Raw genomic sequence first — 19556 nt, 5'->3', positions numbered from 1 at the left:
CGGGCCGATCCGGTCAGGCGCGCACCCCGATCACGACGGTCGCGTCGAGGTCGTCGTCGTGCTCGACCCGGGGGTCGAGGCCGCCCCGCGACATCAGGGCCGCGGTGGCGTCGGCCTGGGCGACGCTCGTCTCGATCAGCAGCGCGCCCCCGGGGCGGAGCCAGCCCCGTGCCTCCTCGGTGATCCGCCGGTGCAGGTCGAGGCCGTCGTGGCCGCCGTCGAGGGCCGCCGTCCGCTCGTGGAGGCGCGCCTCGGCGGGCATCGTGGCGATCGCCTCGGTCGGGACGTAGGGCGCGTTCGCGGCGATGACGTCGAGGGCACCTCGCAGCCCGAGAGGCACGGCAGAGAAGAGGTCGCCGGTGACCACGCGGGCGTCGGGCGGCAGGTTGCGGCGGGCGCAGTCGGTCGCGACCGGGTCGAGGTCGGCGGCCACCAGCCGGACGCCGGGGCGGGCCCGGGCCAGGACGGCGGCGACGGCCCCCACCCCGCAGCAGAGGTCCAGGGCGGTTACCGCCCCGACGGCCGGCAGCAGCCCGGCCGCACGACGGGCCAGCAGTCGCGTGCGACGGCGCGGGACGAAGACCCCCGGCGCCACCGTCAGACGCAGACCGTCGAACTCGGACCAGCCGAGGACCTGCTCGAGGGGCTCTCCGCCGATCCGCCGCCGCACGAGCAGCTCGCGCTCGGCGGCGTCGTCCGTGGCCGCCCGCAGCAGCTCGGCCTCGTCCTCGGCGAAGACGCAGCCGGCCCCGCGGAGGCGCGCCACCAGTCGGTCCATCGCCTCGGTCACGGGCCCCAGGCTAGGCCCCGACCGCACCGTGACGGTGACGGCGGCGCCGCGTAGGGTGGTCCGAGCACCGCCCCGAGGGAGACCATGAAGCCGCTGACCGAGTCCGACATCCGATCGTCGTTCGTCAACGCCCAGCCCGGCGATCTCGACCGCCTGCCGATCCCCGGCCTGCACGAGATGCTCTGGAGCGAGCGGGAGTTCCTGGGCTGGCGCGACCCGCAGGCTCATCACCGCGGCTACATCGTGCACTGGATGGACGACCGCCCGGTCGGCATCGTCGTCCGCTCGTCGAGCTCGTCGCTGCGTCCCGGCATCGCCGCCATGTGCTCGCTCTGCCACTCGCCCCAGCCGGCCACGCAGGTGCGGCTCTTCACCGCGCCCAAGGCGGGCGAGGCGGGCCTGAACGGCAACACGCTCGGCACGTACATCTGCGAGGATCTGGCCTGCTCGCTGCTCATCCGCGTGGCGCCGCCGCACCTGAACCCGCCCGAGCAGATCGAGCGCCGTGCCGCCGGGCTCCGCGACCGCGTCCAGGGATTCACGACCACCGTGATGAAGACTGCCTGACGACCCCGTCCGCACCACCCGTCGAGAGCGAGCAGATATGTCCGTCGTCAAGATCAACGCCATCCACGTCCCCGAGGGCTCCGGCAGCGAGCTCGAGTCCCGCTTCGCCGCCCGCAAGCACTCGGTGGACGGCGCCGAGGGCTTCGAGGGGTTCCAACTGCTCCGCCCGGTCAAGGGCGACGAGCGCTACTTCGTCGTGACCACCTGGCGGAGCGAGGAGGACTTCGCCGCCTGGGCAGCGAATGGTGCGAAGGCGGCGCACGCGCGCCCGGAGGGCTCGGGCGACGCCCCGCGCGGCCCCGTCGCGACCGGCGCCGACCTGCTCGAGTTCGAGGTCGTCGAGCTCTAGCCCGTCGGGCGCCGACCGTCGGGCCCCGTCCGTCGGGCCCGCCGCGCCTCGCGAGTCCCCGCGCCGGGCCGTCGGCCTCAGACCCCCAGCGCACCCGTCGGCAGCACCGCGTGGACGCCCCAGGTCTGATTCGCGACCTGGGTGACGCGCAGATCGACCACCGCACTCGAGAGCGCGAGGGCCGTCGCCCGATCGACGCCGAGGAGGTGCGCGAGCCACGCGACCATCGCGTCGAGGGCGTCGCCCATGGCGACGTCGAGGTCCGCGTCGAAGCCGAACGTGATCCGTCCGGCGGGAGTCTCGGCGTGGATCGAGTCGAGCACGGGCTCGTCGACGAGGTCGAGCCGCACCTCCGTTGTCATCGGGCACTCGATGGCGGTGCCGCCGACCTCGCCGTCGCCCTGGGCGGCGTGCCCGTCGCCCAGGTAGAGGAGGGCGTCGGTCACCTGCACGGGCAGGTGGAGCGTGGATCCCGCGACGAGCTCGCGGCAGTCGATGTTGCCGCCCGCCGTGGCACGGGGCGGGGTGGTCGAGTGCTCGCCCGCCTCGGCGGGAGCGACGCCGGTCACCCCGAGGAACGGCGCGATCGGCACCGTGAACCCGCGGCTCTCGGTGGCCGCGCCCGCGTCGGCGTCGATCTCCCAGAGCAGCCACGAGGGCTCGACGTCCGCCAGGCCGAGGCGGGTCGTGACGGGCGTCTCGCGACCGCCGGCGACCGTCCAGCCCCAGTCGCCCGGACGCAGGGCGACGAAGGTCACGGCGAGCATCCGTCCCGGCCGTGCTCCGCGCACGCCGATCGGGCCGGTGAGCGCGTGCCCGCGGGCCTCGGCGAACATCCGCGGCCGCTGCTCGCCCGGGACGGTCTGCCGTTCGAGATGGCCCGACGCGTCGAGGGACTCGACGACGACCGTGTCTCCCGGCTCGACGACGAGCACCGGTGCATGATCGCGCGAGTAGACGTCGTGGGTGGTCTCGGCGGTCGGCGTCAGTCGGTGAGCGGTCATGCGGGGGCCTCCTCGGACGGGACGACGGTGGTGGCCCCGGCGCCTGCGCCGGCCGACGGGACTCGCGGGGTCACGACCGGCGGCGTCGCCCGCAGCTCGTCGACGACGGCGGCGGGCACCGTCCGGCTGAGGTATCCGATCCGGGACTCGCGCACGTGCCAGCCCATGCGCTCGGCCGCCCGGTCGGCGTCCCCTGCGTCGATCGCGGCGAGGATCACCCGGTGATCGGGCCAGAGCCGCTTGCCGCGCGAGAAGGTGTCGAGCGCGTAGAGCCACTCGATCTTGCGCGAGAGCTGCCGCAGCAGCGTCGCCAGCGTGCTGCTGCCGCTGAGCTCGGCGACGCCGAAGTGGAACCGCTCGTTCAGGTCGACCAGGCGGTCGAGGTCGCCCTCGGCGACCGCGGCGTCGCCGTCGTCGAGGATCCGCTCCAGCGCACGGCGGCCCCGCCACCAGTCGTCGGGCGGCGTCTCGACGCTGAACAGCGCCTTCGCCCGGGTCGCGGCGCGACGCGCGGTGGCGATCTCGAGCGCCTCCCGGACGGCGAAGAGGTCGTCTGCCTCGTCGACCGGGATCTCGGCGACCCGCGAGCCGACGTTCGGCGTCGACTCGACGAAGCCCTCGGCCTCCAGCCCGCGCAGGGCCTCGCGCACGGGGACCCGCGAGACCCCGTACCGTTCGGCCAACGAGGCCTCGGTGATGCGGGTGCCCGGCTGCAGCACGCCCGCCACGATGTCGCCGCGCACCGCGTCGAGCAGGCTCGCCGGGGGCGGACCCGCGGCACCCGTCGAGGAGGCGCGGGTCGACCGGGCGGGTCGATCGGGTCGGTCAGACGGCCAGGCTGGCACCGGGGATCGCTCCTAGCAGTTCGTGGGTGTACTCGTCGCGAGGCGAGAGGAACACGTCGTCCACGCTGCCGCGCTCGACGATGCTCCCCCGGCGCATCACCACCACACTATGGGCGATCTGCCGCACGACGGCGAGGTCGTGCGTGATGAACAGGTAACTGAGGCCCAGGCGTCGCTGCAGATCGGCGAGCAGCTCGAGGATCTGCTCCTGGACGAGCACGTCGAGCGCCGACACGGCCTCGTCGCAGATCAGCAGCTCGGGCTCGAGCGCCAGGGCCCGGGCGATCGCCACCCGCTGTCGCTGACCGCCCGAGAGCTCGTTCGGCCGGCTCTGCGCGACGGACCGCGGCAGGGCGACCTGGTCGAGCAGCTCGGCCACGCGCGCGCGCCGCGCGGCCCGGTCGCCGACGCCGAAGATCCGCAGCGGCTCGTCGATCAGGCGCTCGACCGGGTAGGTCGGGTCGAGCGATCCGTAGGGGTCCTGGAACACGGGCTGCACCCGGCGCCGCAGAGCGTGCCGGGCGGCCCCGCGGCTGGCCGTGATGCTCTGGCCGTCGACCAGGGCCGTGCCGCTCGTCGACGGCTCGATTCCCAGGACGATGCGCGCCAGGGTGGTCTTGCCCGAGCCGGACTCGCCGACCACGGCCGTCGTCGTGCCGCGCGGCACCGAGAACGAGATGCCGTCGACGGCGCGCACGGTCTCGCCGCGTCTGCCCCGGAGGCGGTACTCCTTGACCAGGTCGGTGACGGTGAGGATCGGGTCGGCCTCGCGCGCCTCCTCGGCCTCCGCTCCCCCGACGGCCTCGTCGGCGCGCAGGGCGGCGGCCGCGGCCACCGTCGGCGCCGCCGCGACGAGGCGCCTGGTGTACTCGTGCTGCGGATCGAGCAGGATCTGCCGCGGGGTGCCGGTCTCGACCACGCGCCCCTCGAGCATGACGACGATGCGATCGGTCCGGTCGGCGGCGACGCCGAGGTCGTGGGTGATGAACAGCAGCGACGTGCCGTGGGCGTCGACCAGCGTCTGGAGGTGGTCGAGGATCGTCCGCTGCACCGTCACGTCGAGCGCCGAGGTGGGCTCGTCGGCGATCAGCAGGTCGGGGCGGCGGGCCAGGGCGACCGCGATGAGCACGCGCTGACGCATGCCGCCCGAGAACTCGTGCGGGAACTGGCCGGCGCGACGGGCCGCGTCGGGGATGCCCGCCTCGGTCATCAGCTCGACGACGCGGTCGGCCACGGCGGCGCGACCGCGGGCCCCTCCCGCCCGCAGACCGTCGGCGATCTGCGCGCCGACGGTCATCGACGGGTTGAGGTTCGTCGACGGGTCCTGGGGCACCAGGCCGATCCGGGCGCCGCGGACCGTCCGCATCCGCGCCTCCCCGGCGGTCGTCAGGTCGTCGTCGCCGAGACGGATCGACCCCTGCGTGATGTGGCCCGCGCCGGGCAGCAGCCGCAGCACGGCAGCGACCACGGTCGACTTGCCCGAACCCGACTGACCGACGATGGCGACCCGCTCGCCGCGCGCCACGTCGAGGTCGACGCCGTGCACGACCGGGGTGCCGCCGAACGACACGTGCAGGTCGCGGACCCTCAGCAGGGGCGCGTCGGGCGCGTCGGCGGTCGTCGGGGCGGCGGTGCGATCAGCGTCCTGCGGCATAGGCCTGGGCTCCTCGGGGGTTGGCGGCGGCGGACAGCACGCCCGTCGCGGGGTCTCGGGTGACGCTCGACAGCCGGCCGAGCGACCAGTCGCCCGACCGGGTGATCCGGTGGCCGCGGGCCTCGAGCCCGGCGATCACGTCGTCGCCCAGGCGGTCCTCGACGACGACGCCGCCGGGGGTCCAGGTGCGCGGCCAGAACGACCCGGGGAACGACGTCGTGTGCAGCGCCGGCGCGTCGATGGCCTGCTGGGGCGTGTACCCGCCGACGATCGTGCGGAGCAGGTAGAGCAGCTGCCACTGGTCCTGCTGGTCGCCGCCCGGCGAGCCGAGCGCGACGACCGCCTGACCGTCGCGCAGCACGAGGGTCGGGGTCAGGGTCGTGCGGGGGCGGCGGCCCGGCTCGAGGGTCGACGCCGTGCCCTCCTCGAGCCAGGCCATCTGCAGTCGGCTGCCGAGGCAGAACCCGAGCGCGGGGATCGTCGGCGACGACTGCAGCCAGCCGCCCGACGGGGTCGCCGAGACGATGTTGCCCCAGCGGTCGACGACGTCGATGTGGCAGGTGTCGCCCCGGGTGACGCCGGTCGGCTCGACGACGGGCTCGCCCGCGGCGGAGTCGTCGGCCGCCGCGACGTCGGCCGGCGTCTCGGCGAACGAGCCCACGGTCGGCTCGCCGACGCCGGCGACCGGCCCGTCGAGCCCGGGGGCGACGTACTCGGTGCGCAGCGTCGCCAGTCGGGCGGCGCCCGGGACGACGTCGCCGGGACGCAGCTCGAGCGAGGCGCGGTCGCCGATCAGCTCGCGCCGCGCCGAGGCGTACTCGGCCGACAGCAGCCGGTCGAGCGGGACCTCGCGGTCGCCGTAGTAGGCCTCGCGGTCGGCCATGGCCAGCTTCTGGGCCTCGACGATCACGTGCGCGCCGTCGGCGGTCGACGGGTCGAGCAGCTCGTCGGGCATCGGATCCAGGAGGGCCAGCACCTGCAGCAGAGCGGGCCCCTGACCCCAGGCGCCGGTCTTGGCGATCGTGTGCCCGCGGAACTCGACCGTGGCGGCCGGCTCGACGCCGGCCCGGAACCCCGCGAGGTCGGAGGCCCGGATCACCCCGGCGTGGTCCGTGCCCGACGAGTGACGGTGCGGCGTCCGCACGAACTCGTCGATTGACCGCGCGACGAGACCCTCGGCCCACTCGAGGCGGGCGGCGTCGATGCGGCCCTCTCGGGTGGTCGCGGCGGAGTCGGCGACCGGCGCCGCGCCTCCTCGGTCTCCGTCGACGGTCGGCACGGATCCGCCCGCGGCGACGAGACCCTCGAGCACCGCGGCGTAGGCCGGGTTCGTGACGAGGTCGCCCGGCGCCGGCGCGCGGCCGTCGACGAGCCAGCGATCGGCCGACGTCGGCCAGTGCTCGGCGAAGAGGTCGGCGACGGCCGCGATCGTCTCGGTCACGCGGCCCGTGATCGGGTGGCCGTCGCGGGCGTAGCCGACGGCGTAGGCCAGGACGTCGCCGAGCTCCCACGTGCCGTGGTCGCGCAGCAGCAGCAGCCAGGCGTCCACGGCGCCGGGGACGGCGGCGGCGAGGGCGCCCGAGCCCGGGACCAGCTCGAGGCCCTCGGCCCGGTAGTGCTCGACGGTCGCGGCGGCGGGGGCCGGGCCCTGCCCCATCAGCACCGTCGGGGTGCCGGGGTCGGCCGCGGTCGCGAACACGGCCGTGAGGTCGCCGCCCGGGCCGTTGAGATGGGGCTCGACGACGTGCAGCACGAAGGCCCCGGCGACGGCCGCGTCGAAGGCGTTGCCGCCGCGCTCGAGGACGGCCTGGGCCGACGCCGTGGCGAGCCAGTGCGTCGACGCGGTCATGCCGAACGTGCCGACGAGGTCGGGCCGGGTGGTGAAGGCGGGAGGCGCGGTGTAGGTCACAGGGGTCACGTCCGTTCGCTGGAGGTCGGGTCGAGCGCGTCGCGCAGCGCATCGCCGAACAGGTTGAAGCCGAGGCAGATCACCGCGATCGCGAGACCCGGCACGACCGCCGCGAACGGCGCCCGTCCGAGGTACTGCTGCGCGTCGCTGAGCATGATCCCCAGACTGGCCGTCGGCGGCTGGATGCCCAGTCCGAGGAACGACAGCAGCGCCTCGCCGATCACCGCGACCGGCATGATGACCGTGGCCTGCACGATGATCGCCGACACGCAGTTCGGCAGCACGTGCGTGAAGATCACGCGCAGCCCGGTGGCGTCCATCGTGCGGGCGCCGAGCACGAAGTCGGTCGACGCGATGCGCAGGGTCTCGCCGCGGACCACGCGGATCATGGTCGGGATCTGGGCGATGCCGAGCGCGATCACCGCGTTGCCGAGGCTGGGTCCGCTGATCGCCGCGAGCGCGACGGCGATGATCAGGAACGGGAAGGCGAGCATCACGTCGGTGAGCCGCGAGATGACCCCGTCGAGCCAGCGCCAGTAGCCGGCCAGCAGCCCGAGGGGGGTGCCGACGACGACGGCGAGGAGCACGCTGAGCACCCCGACGACGAGCGAGACGCGGATGCCGTGGAGCATGCGCGAGAGGATGTCTCGGCCGAGGTCGTCGGTGCCGAGCAGGTAGCCGACGGTGCCGGGCATCTGGAACGGAGCGTCGAAGTTCACCTCGGTCGGTCCGTGCGGTGCGATCAGCGGCGCCAGGACGCCGAGCAGCAGCACGACGAGCAGCATGACGCCGCCGGTGAGGCCGAGGCGGTTGCGTCGCAGCTGACCCCAGACGCGGCCGCGGGCCGAGCCGAGCTCGCTGCGGGTCTCGATGACGGTCATCAGGAGGCTCCTCCGACTCGGATGCGCGGGTTGAGGACGCTGTACAGCACGTCGACGACGAGGTTGATGACGATGTAGCCCAGCGTGATCACGAGCACCACCGCCTGCACGACGGGGTAGTCGCGGGTGAACACCGAGTCGAGCGTGAGCTTCCCGAACCCGGGCAGGGCGAAGATCCGCTCGGTGACGACGGCGCCCGAGATGAGTCCGCCGAGCTGCAGCCCGACGATGGTCACGACGACGATCATCGAGTTGCGCAGGCCGTAGCGCAGCAGCACCCGACCCCGGCCGAGGCCCTTGGCCCGGGCCGTCCGGACGTAGTCGGTCTTCATCGTCTCGATCATCGACGCCCGCGTCTGCCGCATGATCACGGCGGCGAGCGAGGTGCCGAGGATGAGGGCCGGCAGGGTCAGGTGGACGAGCGCCTGGAACGGGTCGACGCTCACCGGCACGTAGCCGGAGGCGGGGAACAGCCCGAGACCCACGGCCAGCCAGAGGATGGCCAGGATGCCGAGCCAGAAGTTCGGCACGCTCAGCCCCACCAGGGCGGCGGCGTTGGCCATCCACTCGGGCCAGCGGCCGCGGTAGCGCTCGGCGACGACGCCCAGGGCGACGCCGACGATCACGGCGACGACGATCGCGTAGAGCGACAGCCACAGGGTGACGGGGAGGGTCGCCGCGATCAGGTCGGCGACCGGCGTGCCCGTGCGGGTCGACTGTCCGAAGTCGCCGCGGAGGAAGTCGCCGATGAAGCGCAGGTACTGCACGACGATCGAGTCGTCGAGACCGAGGTCGGCGCGGATGGCCGCGACGCGCTCGGGCGAGGCCTCCTCACCCGCCAGGGCGAGGGCCGGATCGCCTGGCAGCTGCCGGACGCCGACGAACACGACGATCGACGCCAGGACGAGCGTGAGCGCTGACTGCCAGAGGCGGGTGAGGAGGTAGCGGGCCATCGGGTCAGCTCGCCTCGACGAAGGCGGCGTTGCTGAGCCGGACGACGCCGTCGGCGTAGGTGGAGACGCCGGCGATCTCGTTCGACAGCGCGGTGAGGCTCCGCACGCGGTAGAGGTAGATGATCGGGTCGTCCTCCTGCACCTGGGCCACCGCCTGGCCGTAGAGGTCGGCGCGCTCCTCGACGTCGTTGGTGGCCGCGGCACGCGTCAGCAGGTCGTCGACCTCGTCGGAGCTGTAGCCGCTGTAGTTGTTGCCGCCGCCCGTCGACAGGAAGTTGTACGTGTTGCCGTGCGGGTCGACGCGACCCGACCAGCCGAGCTGGAGGGCCTCGAAGTCACCGCGGGTCTGCACGTCGAGCAGGGTCGAGTACTCGACCGGGGTGATCGTGAGGTCGAACCCGCCGTCGGCCACCTGGGCCTGGAGGGCCTGGGCGAAGCGGACCGTGTCGGGGTTGTTGCTGACCTGCATGTCGATCGCGAGCGGGGTCTCGACGCCGGCGTCCTCGAGCAGCTGCTTCGCCGCCTCGGGGTCGTACTCCGGGCAGGCGTCGCTGGCGTCCGTCGCGAACGGACTGTCGGGCGAGATGGGCGAGCAGGCGGGATCGTAGAGCCCGCCGAAGATGGACGCCACGAGCGCCTCGCGGTCGATCGACATCGACAGGGCCTGCCGCACGGTGGCGTCGCTCGCGAGCGGCGTGTCGATCTGCACGGGGTCGGTGCCGACGCCGTCCTGGTTGCCGATGTTGACGGTCAGCCCCTGGTAGCCGAGCGAGCCGACCTCGAGCACGGTGAGGGCGTCGTCGGCCTTCAGCGACTCGACGTCCTGGGTCGACATCGAGTCGGCCACCTGCACGTCGCCCGACTGGAGGTTGGCGGCGCGGATGCTCGCGTCGGTGATGATCCGGTAGGTGATGGTGTCGAAGTGCACGTTCTCGGCGTCGTAGTAGAGCGGGTCGCGCTCGACCGTGATCGAGGTCTGCGGCACGCGCTCGACGAACTTGAACGGGCCGACGCAGACCGGGGCGTCGCCGAAGTCGTCGCCCTCGGCCTCGAGCGCCGTCGGTGACATGACCATGCCGGCACGGTCGGCCAGGGCCGCCGTCAGCGGGGCGAAGGGCTCGGAGTAGTCGATCTCGACGGTCTCGTCGTCGACGGCGGTGATGTCGGTGATCGGGCCCAGCTCGCTGCGGCGCGACGAGTCGTCCTTGTCGAGGCCGCGCTGCAGGGTGGTGACGACGGCGGCCGCGTCGAGCGGGGTGCCGTCGGCGAACTCGGCGTCGGTGCGCACGGGGAAGCTCACGGTCAGGCCGTCGTCCGAGACGGTGGGCAGCTCGGTGGCGAGCATCGGCACGATCTGTCCGTCGGCGTCGATGTCGTAGAGCTTCTGGCACATCGTCTCCATGACGTACCGGGTGTACAGCGACGACGAGGTGGTCGGGTCGAGCCGGTCGGGCTCGGCCGACAGCGCCATGACGAGGTCGCCGCCCTCGACGATCGTCTGGTCGCCGATCGCGGCGGTCGAGACGTCGTCGCGGCTGGCGTCGGAGGTCTCGGTGGTCTGCACGGCCTGGCAGCCCGTGACGGCGAGGACGAGGCCGAGAGCGGCCGCGGGCAGCGCGAGCGCCCGACGGCGGAGGAACGGGGAGCGGGACATGCGTGATCCAATGCTCGGGGTCAGATTGGATTGAATACAATCAGCCGCGAGCACGCTCTTTCGTATACATCTTGTTACGACCGTGTAAAAGGTCGCGTCGGCCACGACTCGCCGAAAGCGCGGAAGGCGCGGGCCATTCTGGGATCGATAACAGCCGTCGAGCGCAATCTGACGCCGCAGATCAAGGCACGTTCGGGTTCACAGACCGTGGTGTCCGTGTTAGAACTGGGAGCGCACACAGTCCCGTGCCCGCGATCGTCAAGGAGGACGACACGATGACGCCGACCGACCGCTCACGCTCCCACCACCCGAGACCGGACCTGCCGAGGTCGTCGCGACGGATCGCCCTGGCGACCGGCGCGGCCGTCGCCACGGCCCTCCTCTGCGGAGGTCTGCTGCCGCTCGCCCCTGCGACCGCGGCCGACGGGAGCACGACGACCCGCGCCTCCGGAACCGCCGTCTCGGTCGCGAACCCGGGCTTCGAGGAGGGGACGTCGGGCTGGGTCTCGAAGGGCACCGGCACGGCGACGCTCGAGGGCTCCGGCCACGAGTCGCCGACCCGGCTGACGCAGCACCTGTCGGCGGACGGCCGGGCCGTGACGACGCAGAAGCTGAAGAAGGTCGCGCCGGGCTGGTGGACCTTCTCCGCCTGGGTGACGAGCGGCGGCGCCGCCGGATCGAGCAGCCTCTCGCTCACGGGCTGCGGCACCGGATCGAGCACCACGGCGGCCGGGACGACCGTGATCCCCTCGACCGAGTCGGACGACGGCTGGCTGCACCTCTCGGTCTCGGCCGAGGTCACGCACCGGCAGTGCACGCTCACCTTCGCCACGGAGGGGGCGGCCGGCTCGTGGGCGAGCATCGACGACGCGACCTTCACCCCCGGTCGCGTCACCCGGGACGTCCGCGGCGCCGACCTCTCGGGCCTGCCCCGCAACGAGGACCGGGGCGCGGTCTACCTCGACGAGCAGGGGCGTCCCGCCGACGCCGTCGAGCAGCTCGCCTCGTACGGCGCGAACATGGCACGGCTGAAGGTCTGGGTCGACCCGACCGACGGCTACAACGACCAGGACGACGTCGTCCGGATGGCCGAGCGCATCGAGGCCTCCGGGATGCGGCTGCTCGTCGACTTCCACTACTCCGACCGGTGGACCGACCCGGGCGCGCAGACGATGCCGAAGGCCTGGGTCGGGCTCTCGGCACCCGAGGTCGCCGAGCGGATCCACGACCATACGCGCAGCGTGCTCGACGCCCTGGCCGCCGAGGGCATCACCGCCGACGCCGTCCAGGTCGGCAACGAGATCAACCCGGGCATGCTCTGGCCGCTCGGCCAGACCTGGGACGTCGACCCGAGCGACGGGATCAGCGGAGCGCAGTGGGACGAGCTCGCGATGTTCCTGAAGGCCGGCGCCTCGGCGGTGAAGGAGGTCTCGGCGTCGACCGACGTCGTGCTGCACCTGACGAACATCAACAACGGGATCGACGGCCTCACCTGGTGGTTCGACGAGGCGACCTCCCGCGGGGTCGACTTCGACCTGATCGGTCTGTCGTACTACTCGTACTGGCACGGGAGCCTGGCCGACCTGCAGGAGGCCGTGACGACGCTGAGCGCCCGCTACGACCGCGACGCCCTCGTCGTCGAGACCTCGTACCCGTGGACGCTGCAGGACGACCCCGACCACACGTGGGAGAACGTCGTCGCCGAGGCGTCGATGCTGACTCCGGGCTACCCCGCGACCCCCGCCGGGCAGGCCGCGAACTTCCGGGCCGTGCAGGACGTCGTCGCGTCGGCTCCCGGCGGTCGCGGCCTCGGCGTCGTCGCGTGGGAGCCCGCCTGGACGGCCGTCGACGGCGCCGGCTGGGACCCTGACGACCCCGCCTCGGGCAACGCGTGGGAGAACCAGGCCATGTGGGACTTCGACGGACGCCCCCTGCCGGCCCTGCGCGAGTACGCGGCCGACTGATCCCGCCGAGGAGGCGCGGTGCGGGATCCCCTGCGCCGCGCCTCCTGCGCGTCCCGGCCCACGACCCCGTGGCTGAACGCGACGACGGGGAGTCTGGGGCATGATCGTGGGGAGCCTCGCGACCCGATTGGACGACCCGTGACCACCAGCGACGAAGTCGACCTGATCATCGACGCCTGGGCGCGGGTGCGCCCCGACATCGACTTCGCGCCGCTCGACGTGTTCTCGCGACTGCGCCGCATCTCACGGCGTCTGGACCGCCTGCGGGCCGACGCGTTCCGCCACGCCGACCTCGAGATCTGGGAGTTCGACGTGCTGTCGACCCTGCGTCGCGCGGGCGACCCGTTCCAGCTCTCGCCCAAGGACCTGGTCGCGGCGACGATGGTGACCAGCGGCACGATGACGAACCGCCTCGACCGGCTGATGGAGCGCGCGCTGGTCGAACGGCACTCCGACCCGCGCGACGGCCGCGCCGCCCTGATCCGCATCACCCCCGCGGGCGTCGAACGCGTGGACGCCGCGATGAGCCTGCTCGTGCAGGTCGAACGGGGGCCCCTCGAGGTCCTCTCCGCCCAGCAGCAGGCGGAGCTCGCCGAGCTGCTGCGCATCCTCGGCGCCGAGTTCGCCTGACGCCGCTCGCGCCCGGACGCGCCCGCACCCGCACCCGTCCTCGCGCCCGCACCCGTCCTCGCGCCAATCGTCGCGCCCGCACCCGCACCCCCACGGGGTCGAGTGGTCGGAAGATGCTCTTCGTCGCGCCACGAAGAGCATCTTCCGACCAGTCGATCAGCCAGCGGCACACGACCCCCATAGTGGGGATGGAGAAATGAGAGAAATTCACCATAGCTTGTGGTGACTTCGGAGTCGTCGGCCACCCGACGGATGACAGCCGATGGTCATCGCGACGGGGCATCCGATCACCGTCGCGGAGGAGAACCCATGTCCTTCCGTCTTGGCGCCGCGGCCGTCCTCGGCCTGACCATCGCACTCACCGCGTCCGTCGCCCTCCCGGCCTCCGCCGCCGGTCCCGCCGCCGGCGGCTCCGGCAACCGCTACCTGCTGAACGATCGGTGGAGCGGTGCCGCCAACATCGACGTGCGCTACGGCCGCGACGCGGACATCGTCTACACGGGCGACTGGAACGGCGACGGCAAGGACACCCTCGCCGTGCGCCGGGGAGGCACGTATTACTTCTCGAACAGCGTGGGCGGCAAGGCGACGACGACGGTGAGCTACGGGCGCGCGGACGACACCGTCGTCATGGGCGACTGGAACGGCGACGGCAAGGACACCCCGGCGGTCCGACGCGGCAACGTCTACCTCATCAAGAACAGCCTGTCGGCGGGCTCCGCCGATGCCACCGTCAGCTTCGGCAAAGCGGGTGACGACGTGGTCGTCGGCGACTGGAACGGCGACGGCAAGGACACCCTCGGGGTCCGGCGGGGCAACCAGTACTTCCTCAAGAACAGCATCCGCGGAGGAGCGGCGGACATCACGTTCAGCTTCGGCAAGACGAGCGACAAGGTCTACTTCGGCGACTGGAACGGCGACCGAAAGGACACGCCCGCCGTGCGTCGTGGCAACACGTACTTCATCTCGAACGCCACCCGGGGCGGTGCGGCGGAGACGACCCTGGTCTACGGCAAGACCACCGACACGACCCTGACCGGCGACTGGGACGGCAACCGCAAGGACACGCTCGGCGTGCGTCGAGCCGTTCCGAAGCCCGTCGCCGCCCAGCCCACCGCACCGAAGCCGGCACCCGTCCCCTCCGGGCCCGGCAGCGACCTCGACTGCGGCGACTTCTCAAGCCAGGCAGCCGCTCAGGCCGAGTTCGAGAGATGGATCCGCGCAGGACTCGGCGACGTCCATGGCCTCGATCGCGATAACGACGGTCAGGCGTGCGAGTCCTCCTTCTGAGAGTCGTGAGGGGCGACACCCTCGTCACGGGGTCGAGTGGTCGGAAGATGCTCTTCGTCGCGCCGCGAAGAGCATCGTCGGACCAGTCGATCAGCTCTCGGGCGTGAAGGCGCTGCTCGGGAGGTCCTTCTCGCCGTCGACGACGGCCCGGACGATGCGGGCGGCGACGTCGTCGGGGTCGAGCGCCGTGCCGAACGCAGGGGCGGAGCCCGCAACGGCACGGGTCGCCAGGCCCGTGTCGGTGTGACCGGGACGCGCGTCGAGCACCCGGATGCCTCGGCGCCGGTACTCGCGCGCCGTGGCCGACACGAAGGCGGCGAGCCCGGCCTTCGACGCCGAGTAGGCGGCCATGCCCGCCGTCGGGGACTCGCTGACGACGCCGCTGATCGTCACGACGAAGGGCTCGCGCCCGGCGTCCGCGGACGCGGCGAGCGCATCGGCCGCGTCGCGGAGGACGCGGATCGGCCCGACCAGGTTGACTTCGAGGAGCTCGGCGAGCGTGGCGTCGGACACCTCGGCGGCGGGGCCGAACGCCACGACTCCGGCGGCCACGACGACACCGTCGAGGCGGCCGTGCGCCTGCAGCGCCGCCGCGACCAGCGACGCGGCGCCCTGCTCGGTGCGGAGGTCGGCGAGGTACGCGTCGGGGCCGGAGAGCGACTCGGGCCGTCGTGCGGCCCGGACGACGATCGCGCCCTCGTCGTCGAGCATGGCGGCGATGCGGGACCCCAGGCCCCCCGACGCTCCGAGGACGAGGACGACGGCGTCGGTCAGAACGGTCATGGCCGGAGCCTACGCCGGAGGGCACGGGCGATGGACGTCGACCTCGTCCCGTGGTCGACGGTCCCCGTCGCCCTGGGCCGGCCTGCTGCGGGGAGGGCCGACGAGGTGTCACGATGGAGTCCCCGGACGGGACCCCGCCCGACGCCGAGAGAGGAGCGACCGTGCCGAACGAGGACCCCCTCGACCCCACCCGGATGCGCGACCAGCCCGCCCTCCGGACCTCGACCGGCACCGAGTGGATCGTCATCGGGCTGGTGCTCGCGGGCATCAGCATCGCCGTCCTGCTCTTCCAGGACCACGCCACGTCCGACGTCGTCGCCGGAGCCGTGCTCTCGCTGTTCGTCGCGATGGTCGTCGTGCGGTTCACGGTCCACCCGCGTCGCCCTCGCGTGGTGACCCTGGCGGTGCTGCTGGCGCTGATCCCGATCGTCACCATCGCCGAGCTGCTGGCCCTCATCGTCCTCTGAGGCCGCTCGACCCTCCGCCACCGCGAATCCGGGGCGCCCGGACGGCGTCCGGGCGGTGTCCGTACGATCGGGGCATGACCGCCGCAGCACACCACGAGAACCGATTCATCGCCGTCCTGCAGGGCGGCCCGTTCGACGGGCAGGAGCACGAGATCGACGTGGTCGACGGGGCGCACCACGACACCCTCTCGCTGCCGCAGACCGACACCGAGGTGATGGCGAACTACCGCCGGGAGGGCTCGAGCGTCGGCGCCGACGGCGTCGGCCGTGTCGAGTTCCGGTTCATCGAGGACACCTTCGCCTAGACCGCGCTGAGCGCCAGCTCGCCGTGACGGGCGCCGTCGGCGCCGAAGACGAGCCGGCGGTTGGCGACCTTGTCGCTGAAGAACCGGTCGTGGCTGACGACGACGACCGCCCCGGGGAAGTGCACGAGAGCGCGCTCCATCACCTGCGTGCTGGCCATGTCGAGGTGGTTGGTCGGTTCGTCGAGCAGCAGCACCGAGGCCCCCGACAGGAGGCACTGCGCCATGGCGACGCGCGCCCGCTGACCGCCCGACAGCGCGCCGATCCGCTGCTGCAGGTCGGCGTCCGAGAACTGGAACATCGCCAGGAACCGGCCCACCGACTTGCGGGTGGCCCGCAGCGCGAGGCTGTCGGGCATGGCGTTCACGGAGTGCGTGACCGTGTCGGCGTCGTCGAGGTCGGCGAGCACCTGGTTGTACGAGACGACCTTCGCGCCGCCGGCCCAGTCGACGTGCCCGTGGTCGGCGCGCTCCTCGCCGGTGAGCACGCGCAGCAGGGTGCTCTTGCCGCTGCCGTTGGCCCCCACGACGACGAGCCGGTGCCCGCGGCGGATCTCGAGGTCGAGGTCGTCGAACAGGAGCTTGTCGCCGTAGGACTTGCCCAGGCCGTCGATGCGGCACAGCACGTCCTTCACGTGCAGTCCGCCGTAGATCTCGGTGATGATCTGGTCGACCGGGCGCGGAGTGCGCTGCTTCTTGATCTTCGCGAGGTCCTTCGTGAGGCCGCCCGCGCCTCCGGCCTTCGCGTTCTTCGCCGCCTTCGCCGCCTCGCGCCGGTCGCTGATGCCCTCGGACTCGAACGCCAGGAGCTCGGACTCGTGGGCGAACTGCTGCTCGAGGGTCTTCAGGCGGAACTGCTTCTGCACCACGTACTCGGCGAAGTCGCCCGGGTACTCGTGCAGGTGGAAGTTCTCGACCTCGACGATGCGGGTGACCACCTGGTCGAGGAACTGCCGATCGTGCGACACCACGATCGCGGCGCCGCGGAAGTCGCGGAACCACTGCTCGAGCCATTCGACGCCCGCCACGTCGAGGAAGTTGGTGGGCTCGTCGAGCAGCAGCACGTCGGGCTCCTCGAGCAGGATCTTCGCCAGCGCGGCCCGGTTGCGCCAGCCGCCGCTCAACGAGTCGATCGGGGTCGTGCGGTGAGCCGGGTCGAAGCCGAGGACGGTCAGGGCCGTGTCGATGCGCCGCGGGTACTCCCAGCCGTCGAGGCGGTCCATCTCGCCGAAGAGCTCGGACTGCCGCTCGATCAGCCGGGTGAGCTCGTCGCCCTGGTCGGGGTCCGTCGCGGCGACGGCGATGGCCGCGTCGATGTCGGCCAGCTCGGCCTCCATCGCGCGGATGTCGGCGAACAGACCCTCGAGCACCTCGGTGACGGTGGCCGTGCCGTCGAGCTCGCTGAACTGCGAGAAGTAGCCGAGCTTCGTGCCGTCCTCGACGGTCACCGTGCCCTCGTCGGGCTGCACCTGGTCGAGCACCAGCTTGAGCAGCGTCGACTTGCCCGACCCGTTGCGGCCGATCAGCCCCACGCGGTCGCCCGTCTCGAGGCGGAAGAAGGCCTCGCGCAGCACCGGGCGGTTCTCGAAGCGGACGGTGACGTCGTTCAGACGAATCAAGCTCATGCCCACCAGTCTCGCAGCCGGCGCAGGAACACCCGGCCGCCGTCGACGGTTGACCCCGTCGGAGCCGCTCGCACCGCACCGGTGGAGGGACGGCTCCGAAGAGGAGGCATCATGTCGAACCAGTACCGGAAAGACCCCGACGCCCTCGCCCGACTGTCGCCGACGCAGCGACGCGTCACCCAGGGCGGCGGCACCGAGCCCGCGTTCCGCAACGAGTTCTGGGACTCGAAGGACGCGGGCATCTACGTCGACGTCGTCTCGGGCGAACCGCTGTTCGCCTCGGTCGACAAGTTCGACAGCCGCACCGGCTGGCCGAGCTTCACCCGTCCGATCGACGCCGAGAACGTCGTCGAGAGGCGCGAGGGGATGTTCTTCCTGCGGCGCACCGAGGTCCGCTCCGCCGCCGGCGACAGCCACCTCGGGCACGTGTTCGGCGACGGCCCGACCGCGACCGGCGGCCTCCGGTACTGCATCAACTCGGCGGCTCTCCGCTTCGTCCCTCACAGCTCACTCGAAACCGAAGGATACGGTGCCTACATGACGCTCTTCTCCCCCGAATCCACTCCCGCCCCCAGCGGCACGACCGAGACGGCGATCCTCGCCGGCGGCTGCTTCTGGGGCGCCCAGCAGCTCCTGCGCCGTCGACCCGGCATCGTGTCGACCCGCGTCGGCTACTCGGGCGGCAGCGTTCCGAACGCGACCTACCGCAACCACCGCGGCCACGCCGAGGCCGTCGAGATCGTCTTCGACCCGGGCCTGACCTCGTACCGCGAGATCCTCGAGTTCTTCTTCCAGATCCATGACCCGTCGACGAAGGACCGTCAGGGCAACGACGTCGGCGACAGCTACCGCTCGGCGATCTTCTACACGAACGACGAGCAGCGCGCCACCGCCCTCGACACCATCGCCGACGTCGACGCGTCCGGCCTGTGGCCCGGGAAGGTCGTCACCGAGGTCACCCCCGCGGGCGACTTCTGGGAGGCCGAGGAGGAGCACCAGGACTACCTCGAGAAGGACCCGTTCGGCTACACCTGCCACTTCGTGCGCCCGGGTTGGGTGCTGCCGAAGCGCGACCAGCAGGTCGCCGCGGGCTGACGCCCCGGGGATCTCAGGAGGCGCGGTGCCGGTCGACCCGGCACCGCGCCTCCTGCGTCCCCCGGCTCCCGAGCCGTTCCGCGGGTGGCCCGGTCCGCCCGCAGCTGTCCGGCCGCTCCGCCGACGGGCCGGGTCGAGGTGGCGCAGGATGGTCGCATGACCTTGGCCTTCGACGCCGTCCTGCTCGCCGGGGGACGCGCCTCCCGACTCGGCGGAGACGACAAGACGGCGTTCACCCATGCGGGCGCGACGCTGCTCGACCAGGCGATCGACGCGGCCCGCGGTGCGCGCACGCTCGTCGTCGTCGGGCCCCGCGACGGGGTCGTGGTCCCGGCGGGCGCCGTCGTCGCGCGGGAGGACCCGCCGTGGTCCGGGCCGGTCGCGGCGCTGGCGGCCGGCCTCGGCGTCGTCGAGCACCCGGCGCCGTGGACCCTCGTGCTCGCGTGCGACCTGCCGCGGGCGCCCGAGGCCGTCCGCGCCCTGCTCGACGCGCGGCTCGGCGCGCGGCCCGGTCACGACCCGGACCTCTCGGCCGACGGCCTGGTCGCGGTCGACGACGACGGGCGGCGTCAACCCCTCCTCGCCCTGTACCGCACGGCGGCGGTGCACACTCGTCTTACCTCGCTCCGGGCCGACGGGCCCCTCGAGGGCCTCTCGCTGCGCCGCCTTCTCGCCGGTCTGGGCGTCGTCGAGGCCTCGGTCGCGAGCGAGCTCTGCGCGGACGTCGACACACCGGAGGACGCCGCGCGCCTGGGTGTCGAGCGACGGCCGACCCGTGCGACTGGTTAGGTGAG

General features: G+C 72.7%; 19 protein-coding genes. 9 read left to right on the top strand and 10 right to left on the bottom strand.

Annotation, left to right across the window (positions count from 1 at the left end; genetic code table 11):
• Nucleotides 1–13: 13 nt before the first annotated feature.
• Complete coding sequence (locus FFA01_RS05475) at nucleotides 14–790, bottom strand: putative protein N(5)-glutamine methyltransferase (protein WP_146853790.1); 777 nt, start codon at nucleotides 788–790, stop codon at nucleotides 14–16.
• An 84-nt stretch (nucleotides 791–874) separates the two neighbouring features.
• Here FFA01_RS05475 and FFA01_RS05470 point away from each other — a divergent pair, with 84 nt between their 5' ends.
• On the top strand, nucleotides 875–1357 hold the full coding sequence (locus FFA01_RS05470) for an FBP domain-containing protein (RefSeq protein ID WP_146853788.1): 483 nt from the start codon (nucleotides 875–877) through the stop codon (nucleotides 1355–1357).
• Between the two features lie 37 nt (nucleotides 1358–1394).
• Nucleotides 1395–1706: an antibiotic biosynthesis monooxygenase family protein gene (locus tag FFA01_RS05465; protein WP_146853786.1), complete on the top strand. Its 312-nt coding sequence runs from the start codon at nucleotides 1395–1397 to the stop codon at nucleotides 1704–1706.
• A gap of 77 nt (nucleotides 1707–1783) precedes the next feature.
• Here the strand turns inward: FFA01_RS05465 and FFA01_RS05460 are convergent, their stop codons facing one another.
• Genes FFA01_RS05460 through FFA01_RS05430 form a run of 7 tightly spaced genes read right to left on the bottom strand, consistent with a single transcriptional unit; the run spans nucleotide 1784 to nucleotide 10606 of the window.
• Nucleotides 1784–2710, bottom strand: coding sequence for an acetamidase/formamidase family protein (locus FFA01_RS05460; RefSeq protein ID WP_146853784.1), 927 nt, complete (start codon nucleotides 2708–2710; stop codon nucleotides 1784–1786).
• Nucleotides 2707–3555 (bottom strand): GntR family transcriptional regulator, encoded by an 849-nt coding sequence (locus FFA01_RS05455; protein WP_244289704.1) that lies wholly within the window; start codon nucleotides 3553–3555, stop codon nucleotides 2707–2709. Before FFA01_RS05455 ends, FFA01_RS05460 begins: the two co-directional genes overlap by 4 nt.
• Nucleotides 3536–5209, bottom strand: a complete 1674-nt coding sequence (locus FFA01_RS05450) for a dipeptide ABC transporter ATP-binding protein (RefSeq protein ID WP_146853782.1) — start codon at nucleotides 5207–5209, stop codon at nucleotides 3536–3538. Before FFA01_RS05450 ends, FFA01_RS05455 begins: the two co-directional genes overlap by 20 nt.
• The gene (locus FFA01_RS05445) at nucleotides 5193–7118 is read right to left on the bottom strand and encodes a gamma-glutamyltransferase family protein (RefSeq protein WP_146853896.1); all 1926 of its coding nucleotides are present in this window, start codon (nucleotides 7116–7118) and stop codon (nucleotides 5193–5195) included. The genes FFA01_RS05450 and FFA01_RS05445 overlap by 17 nt, the downstream gene beginning before the upstream one ends.
• A gap of 5 nt (nucleotides 7119–7123) precedes the next feature.
• On the bottom strand, nucleotides 7124–7999 hold the full coding sequence (locus tag FFA01_RS05440; RefSeq protein WP_146853780.1) for an ABC transporter permease: 876 nt from the start codon (nucleotides 7997–7999) through the stop codon (nucleotides 7124–7126).
• Nucleotides 7999–8952: an ABC transporter permease gene (locus FFA01_RS05435; protein WP_146853778.1), complete on the bottom strand. Its 954-nt coding sequence runs from the start codon at nucleotides 8950–8952 to the stop codon at nucleotides 7999–8001. Before FFA01_RS05435 ends, FFA01_RS05440 begins: the two co-directional genes overlap by 1 nt.
• Before the next feature lie 4 nt (nucleotides 8953–8956).
• Nucleotides 8957–10606 (bottom strand): ABC transporter substrate-binding protein, encoded by a 1650-nt coding sequence (locus tag FFA01_RS05430; protein ID WP_146853776.1) that lies wholly within the window; start codon nucleotides 10604–10606, stop codon nucleotides 8957–8959.
• Nucleotides 10607–10851: 245 nt separating this feature from the next.
• Here FFA01_RS05430 and FFA01_RS05425 point away from each other — a divergent pair, with 245 nt between their 5' ends.
• The 3 genes from FFA01_RS05425 (at nucleotide 10852) to FFA01_RS05415 (ending at nucleotide 14490) form a co-directional block, all read left to right on the top strand.
• A complete protein-coding gene (locus FFA01_RS05425; protein ID WP_244289703.1) occupies nucleotides 10852–12570 on the top strand; it encodes a glycoside hydrolase family 53 protein in 1719 nt (572 codons plus the stop codon).
• A gap of 138 nt (nucleotides 12571–12708) precedes the next feature.
• Nucleotides 12709–13200, top strand: a complete 492-nt coding sequence (locus FFA01_RS05420; RefSeq protein WP_146853774.1) for a MarR family winged helix-turn-helix transcriptional regulator — start codon at nucleotides 12709–12711, stop codon at nucleotides 13198–13200.
• Nucleotides 13201–13509: 309 nt separating this feature from the next.
• A complete protein-coding gene (locus FFA01_RS05415) occupies nucleotides 13510–14490 on the top strand; it encodes an excalibur calcium-binding domain-containing protein (protein WP_208720851.1) in 981 nt (326 codons plus the stop codon).
• Between the two features lie 90 nt (nucleotides 14491–14580).
• On the opposite strand, the gene FFA01_RS05410 is transcribed toward FFA01_RS05415, so the two are convergent.
• On the bottom strand, nucleotides 14581–15273 hold the full coding sequence (locus tag FFA01_RS05410; RefSeq protein ID WP_146853772.1) for an SDR family NAD(P)-dependent oxidoreductase: 693 nt from the start codon (nucleotides 15271–15273) through the stop codon (nucleotides 14581–14583).
• A 161-nt stretch (nucleotides 15274–15434) separates the two neighbouring features.
• Between FFA01_RS05410 and FFA01_RS05405 the strand changes: the two genes are divergently transcribed.
• Nucleotides 15435–15740, top strand: a complete 306-nt coding sequence (locus tag FFA01_RS05405) for a hypothetical protein (protein WP_146853770.1) — start codon at nucleotides 15435–15437, stop codon at nucleotides 15738–15740.
• Between the two features lie 74 nt (nucleotides 15741–15814).
• Nucleotides 15815–16045 (top strand): hypothetical protein, encoded by a 231-nt coding sequence (locus FFA01_RS05400; protein ID WP_146853768.1) that lies wholly within the window; start codon nucleotides 15815–15817, stop codon nucleotides 16043–16045.
• On the opposite strand, the gene FFA01_RS05395 is transcribed toward FFA01_RS05400, so the two are convergent.
• A complete protein-coding gene (locus tag FFA01_RS05395; RefSeq protein WP_146853766.1) occupies nucleotides 16042–17667 on the bottom strand; it encodes an ABC-F family ATP-binding cassette domain-containing protein in 1626 nt (541 codons plus the stop codon). The genes FFA01_RS05400 and FFA01_RS05395 overlap by 4 nt on opposite strands.
• 111 nt (nucleotides 17668–17778) lie before the next feature.
• Here FFA01_RS05395 and FFA01_RS05390 point away from each other — a divergent pair, with 111 nt between their 5' ends.
• Both FFA01_RS05390 and mobA read left to right on the top strand, forming a co-directional pair.
• On the top strand, nucleotides 17779–18762 hold the full coding sequence (locus tag FFA01_RS05390; protein WP_146853764.1) for a bifunctional methionine sulfoxide reductase B/A protein: 984 nt from the start codon (nucleotides 17779–17781) through the stop codon (nucleotides 18760–18762).
• A 156-nt stretch (nucleotides 18763–18918) separates the two neighbouring features.
• A complete protein-coding gene (gene mobA / locus FFA01_RS05385) occupies nucleotides 18919–19551 on the top strand; it encodes a molybdenum cofactor guanylyltransferase (RefSeq protein WP_146853762.1) in 633 nt (210 codons plus the stop codon).
• The last annotated feature ends 5 nt before the right edge of the window (nucleotides 19552–19556 follow it).

This window comes from Frigoribacterium faeni (genome assembly GCF_007988805.1).
Taxonomy (GTDB): Bacteria; Actinomycetota; Actinomycetes; order Actinomycetales; family Microbacteriaceae; genus Frigoribacterium; species Frigoribacterium faeni.
Note: the sequence above shows the minus strand (reverse complement) of the source record. Positions and strands in the feature narration are given on the sequence as shown.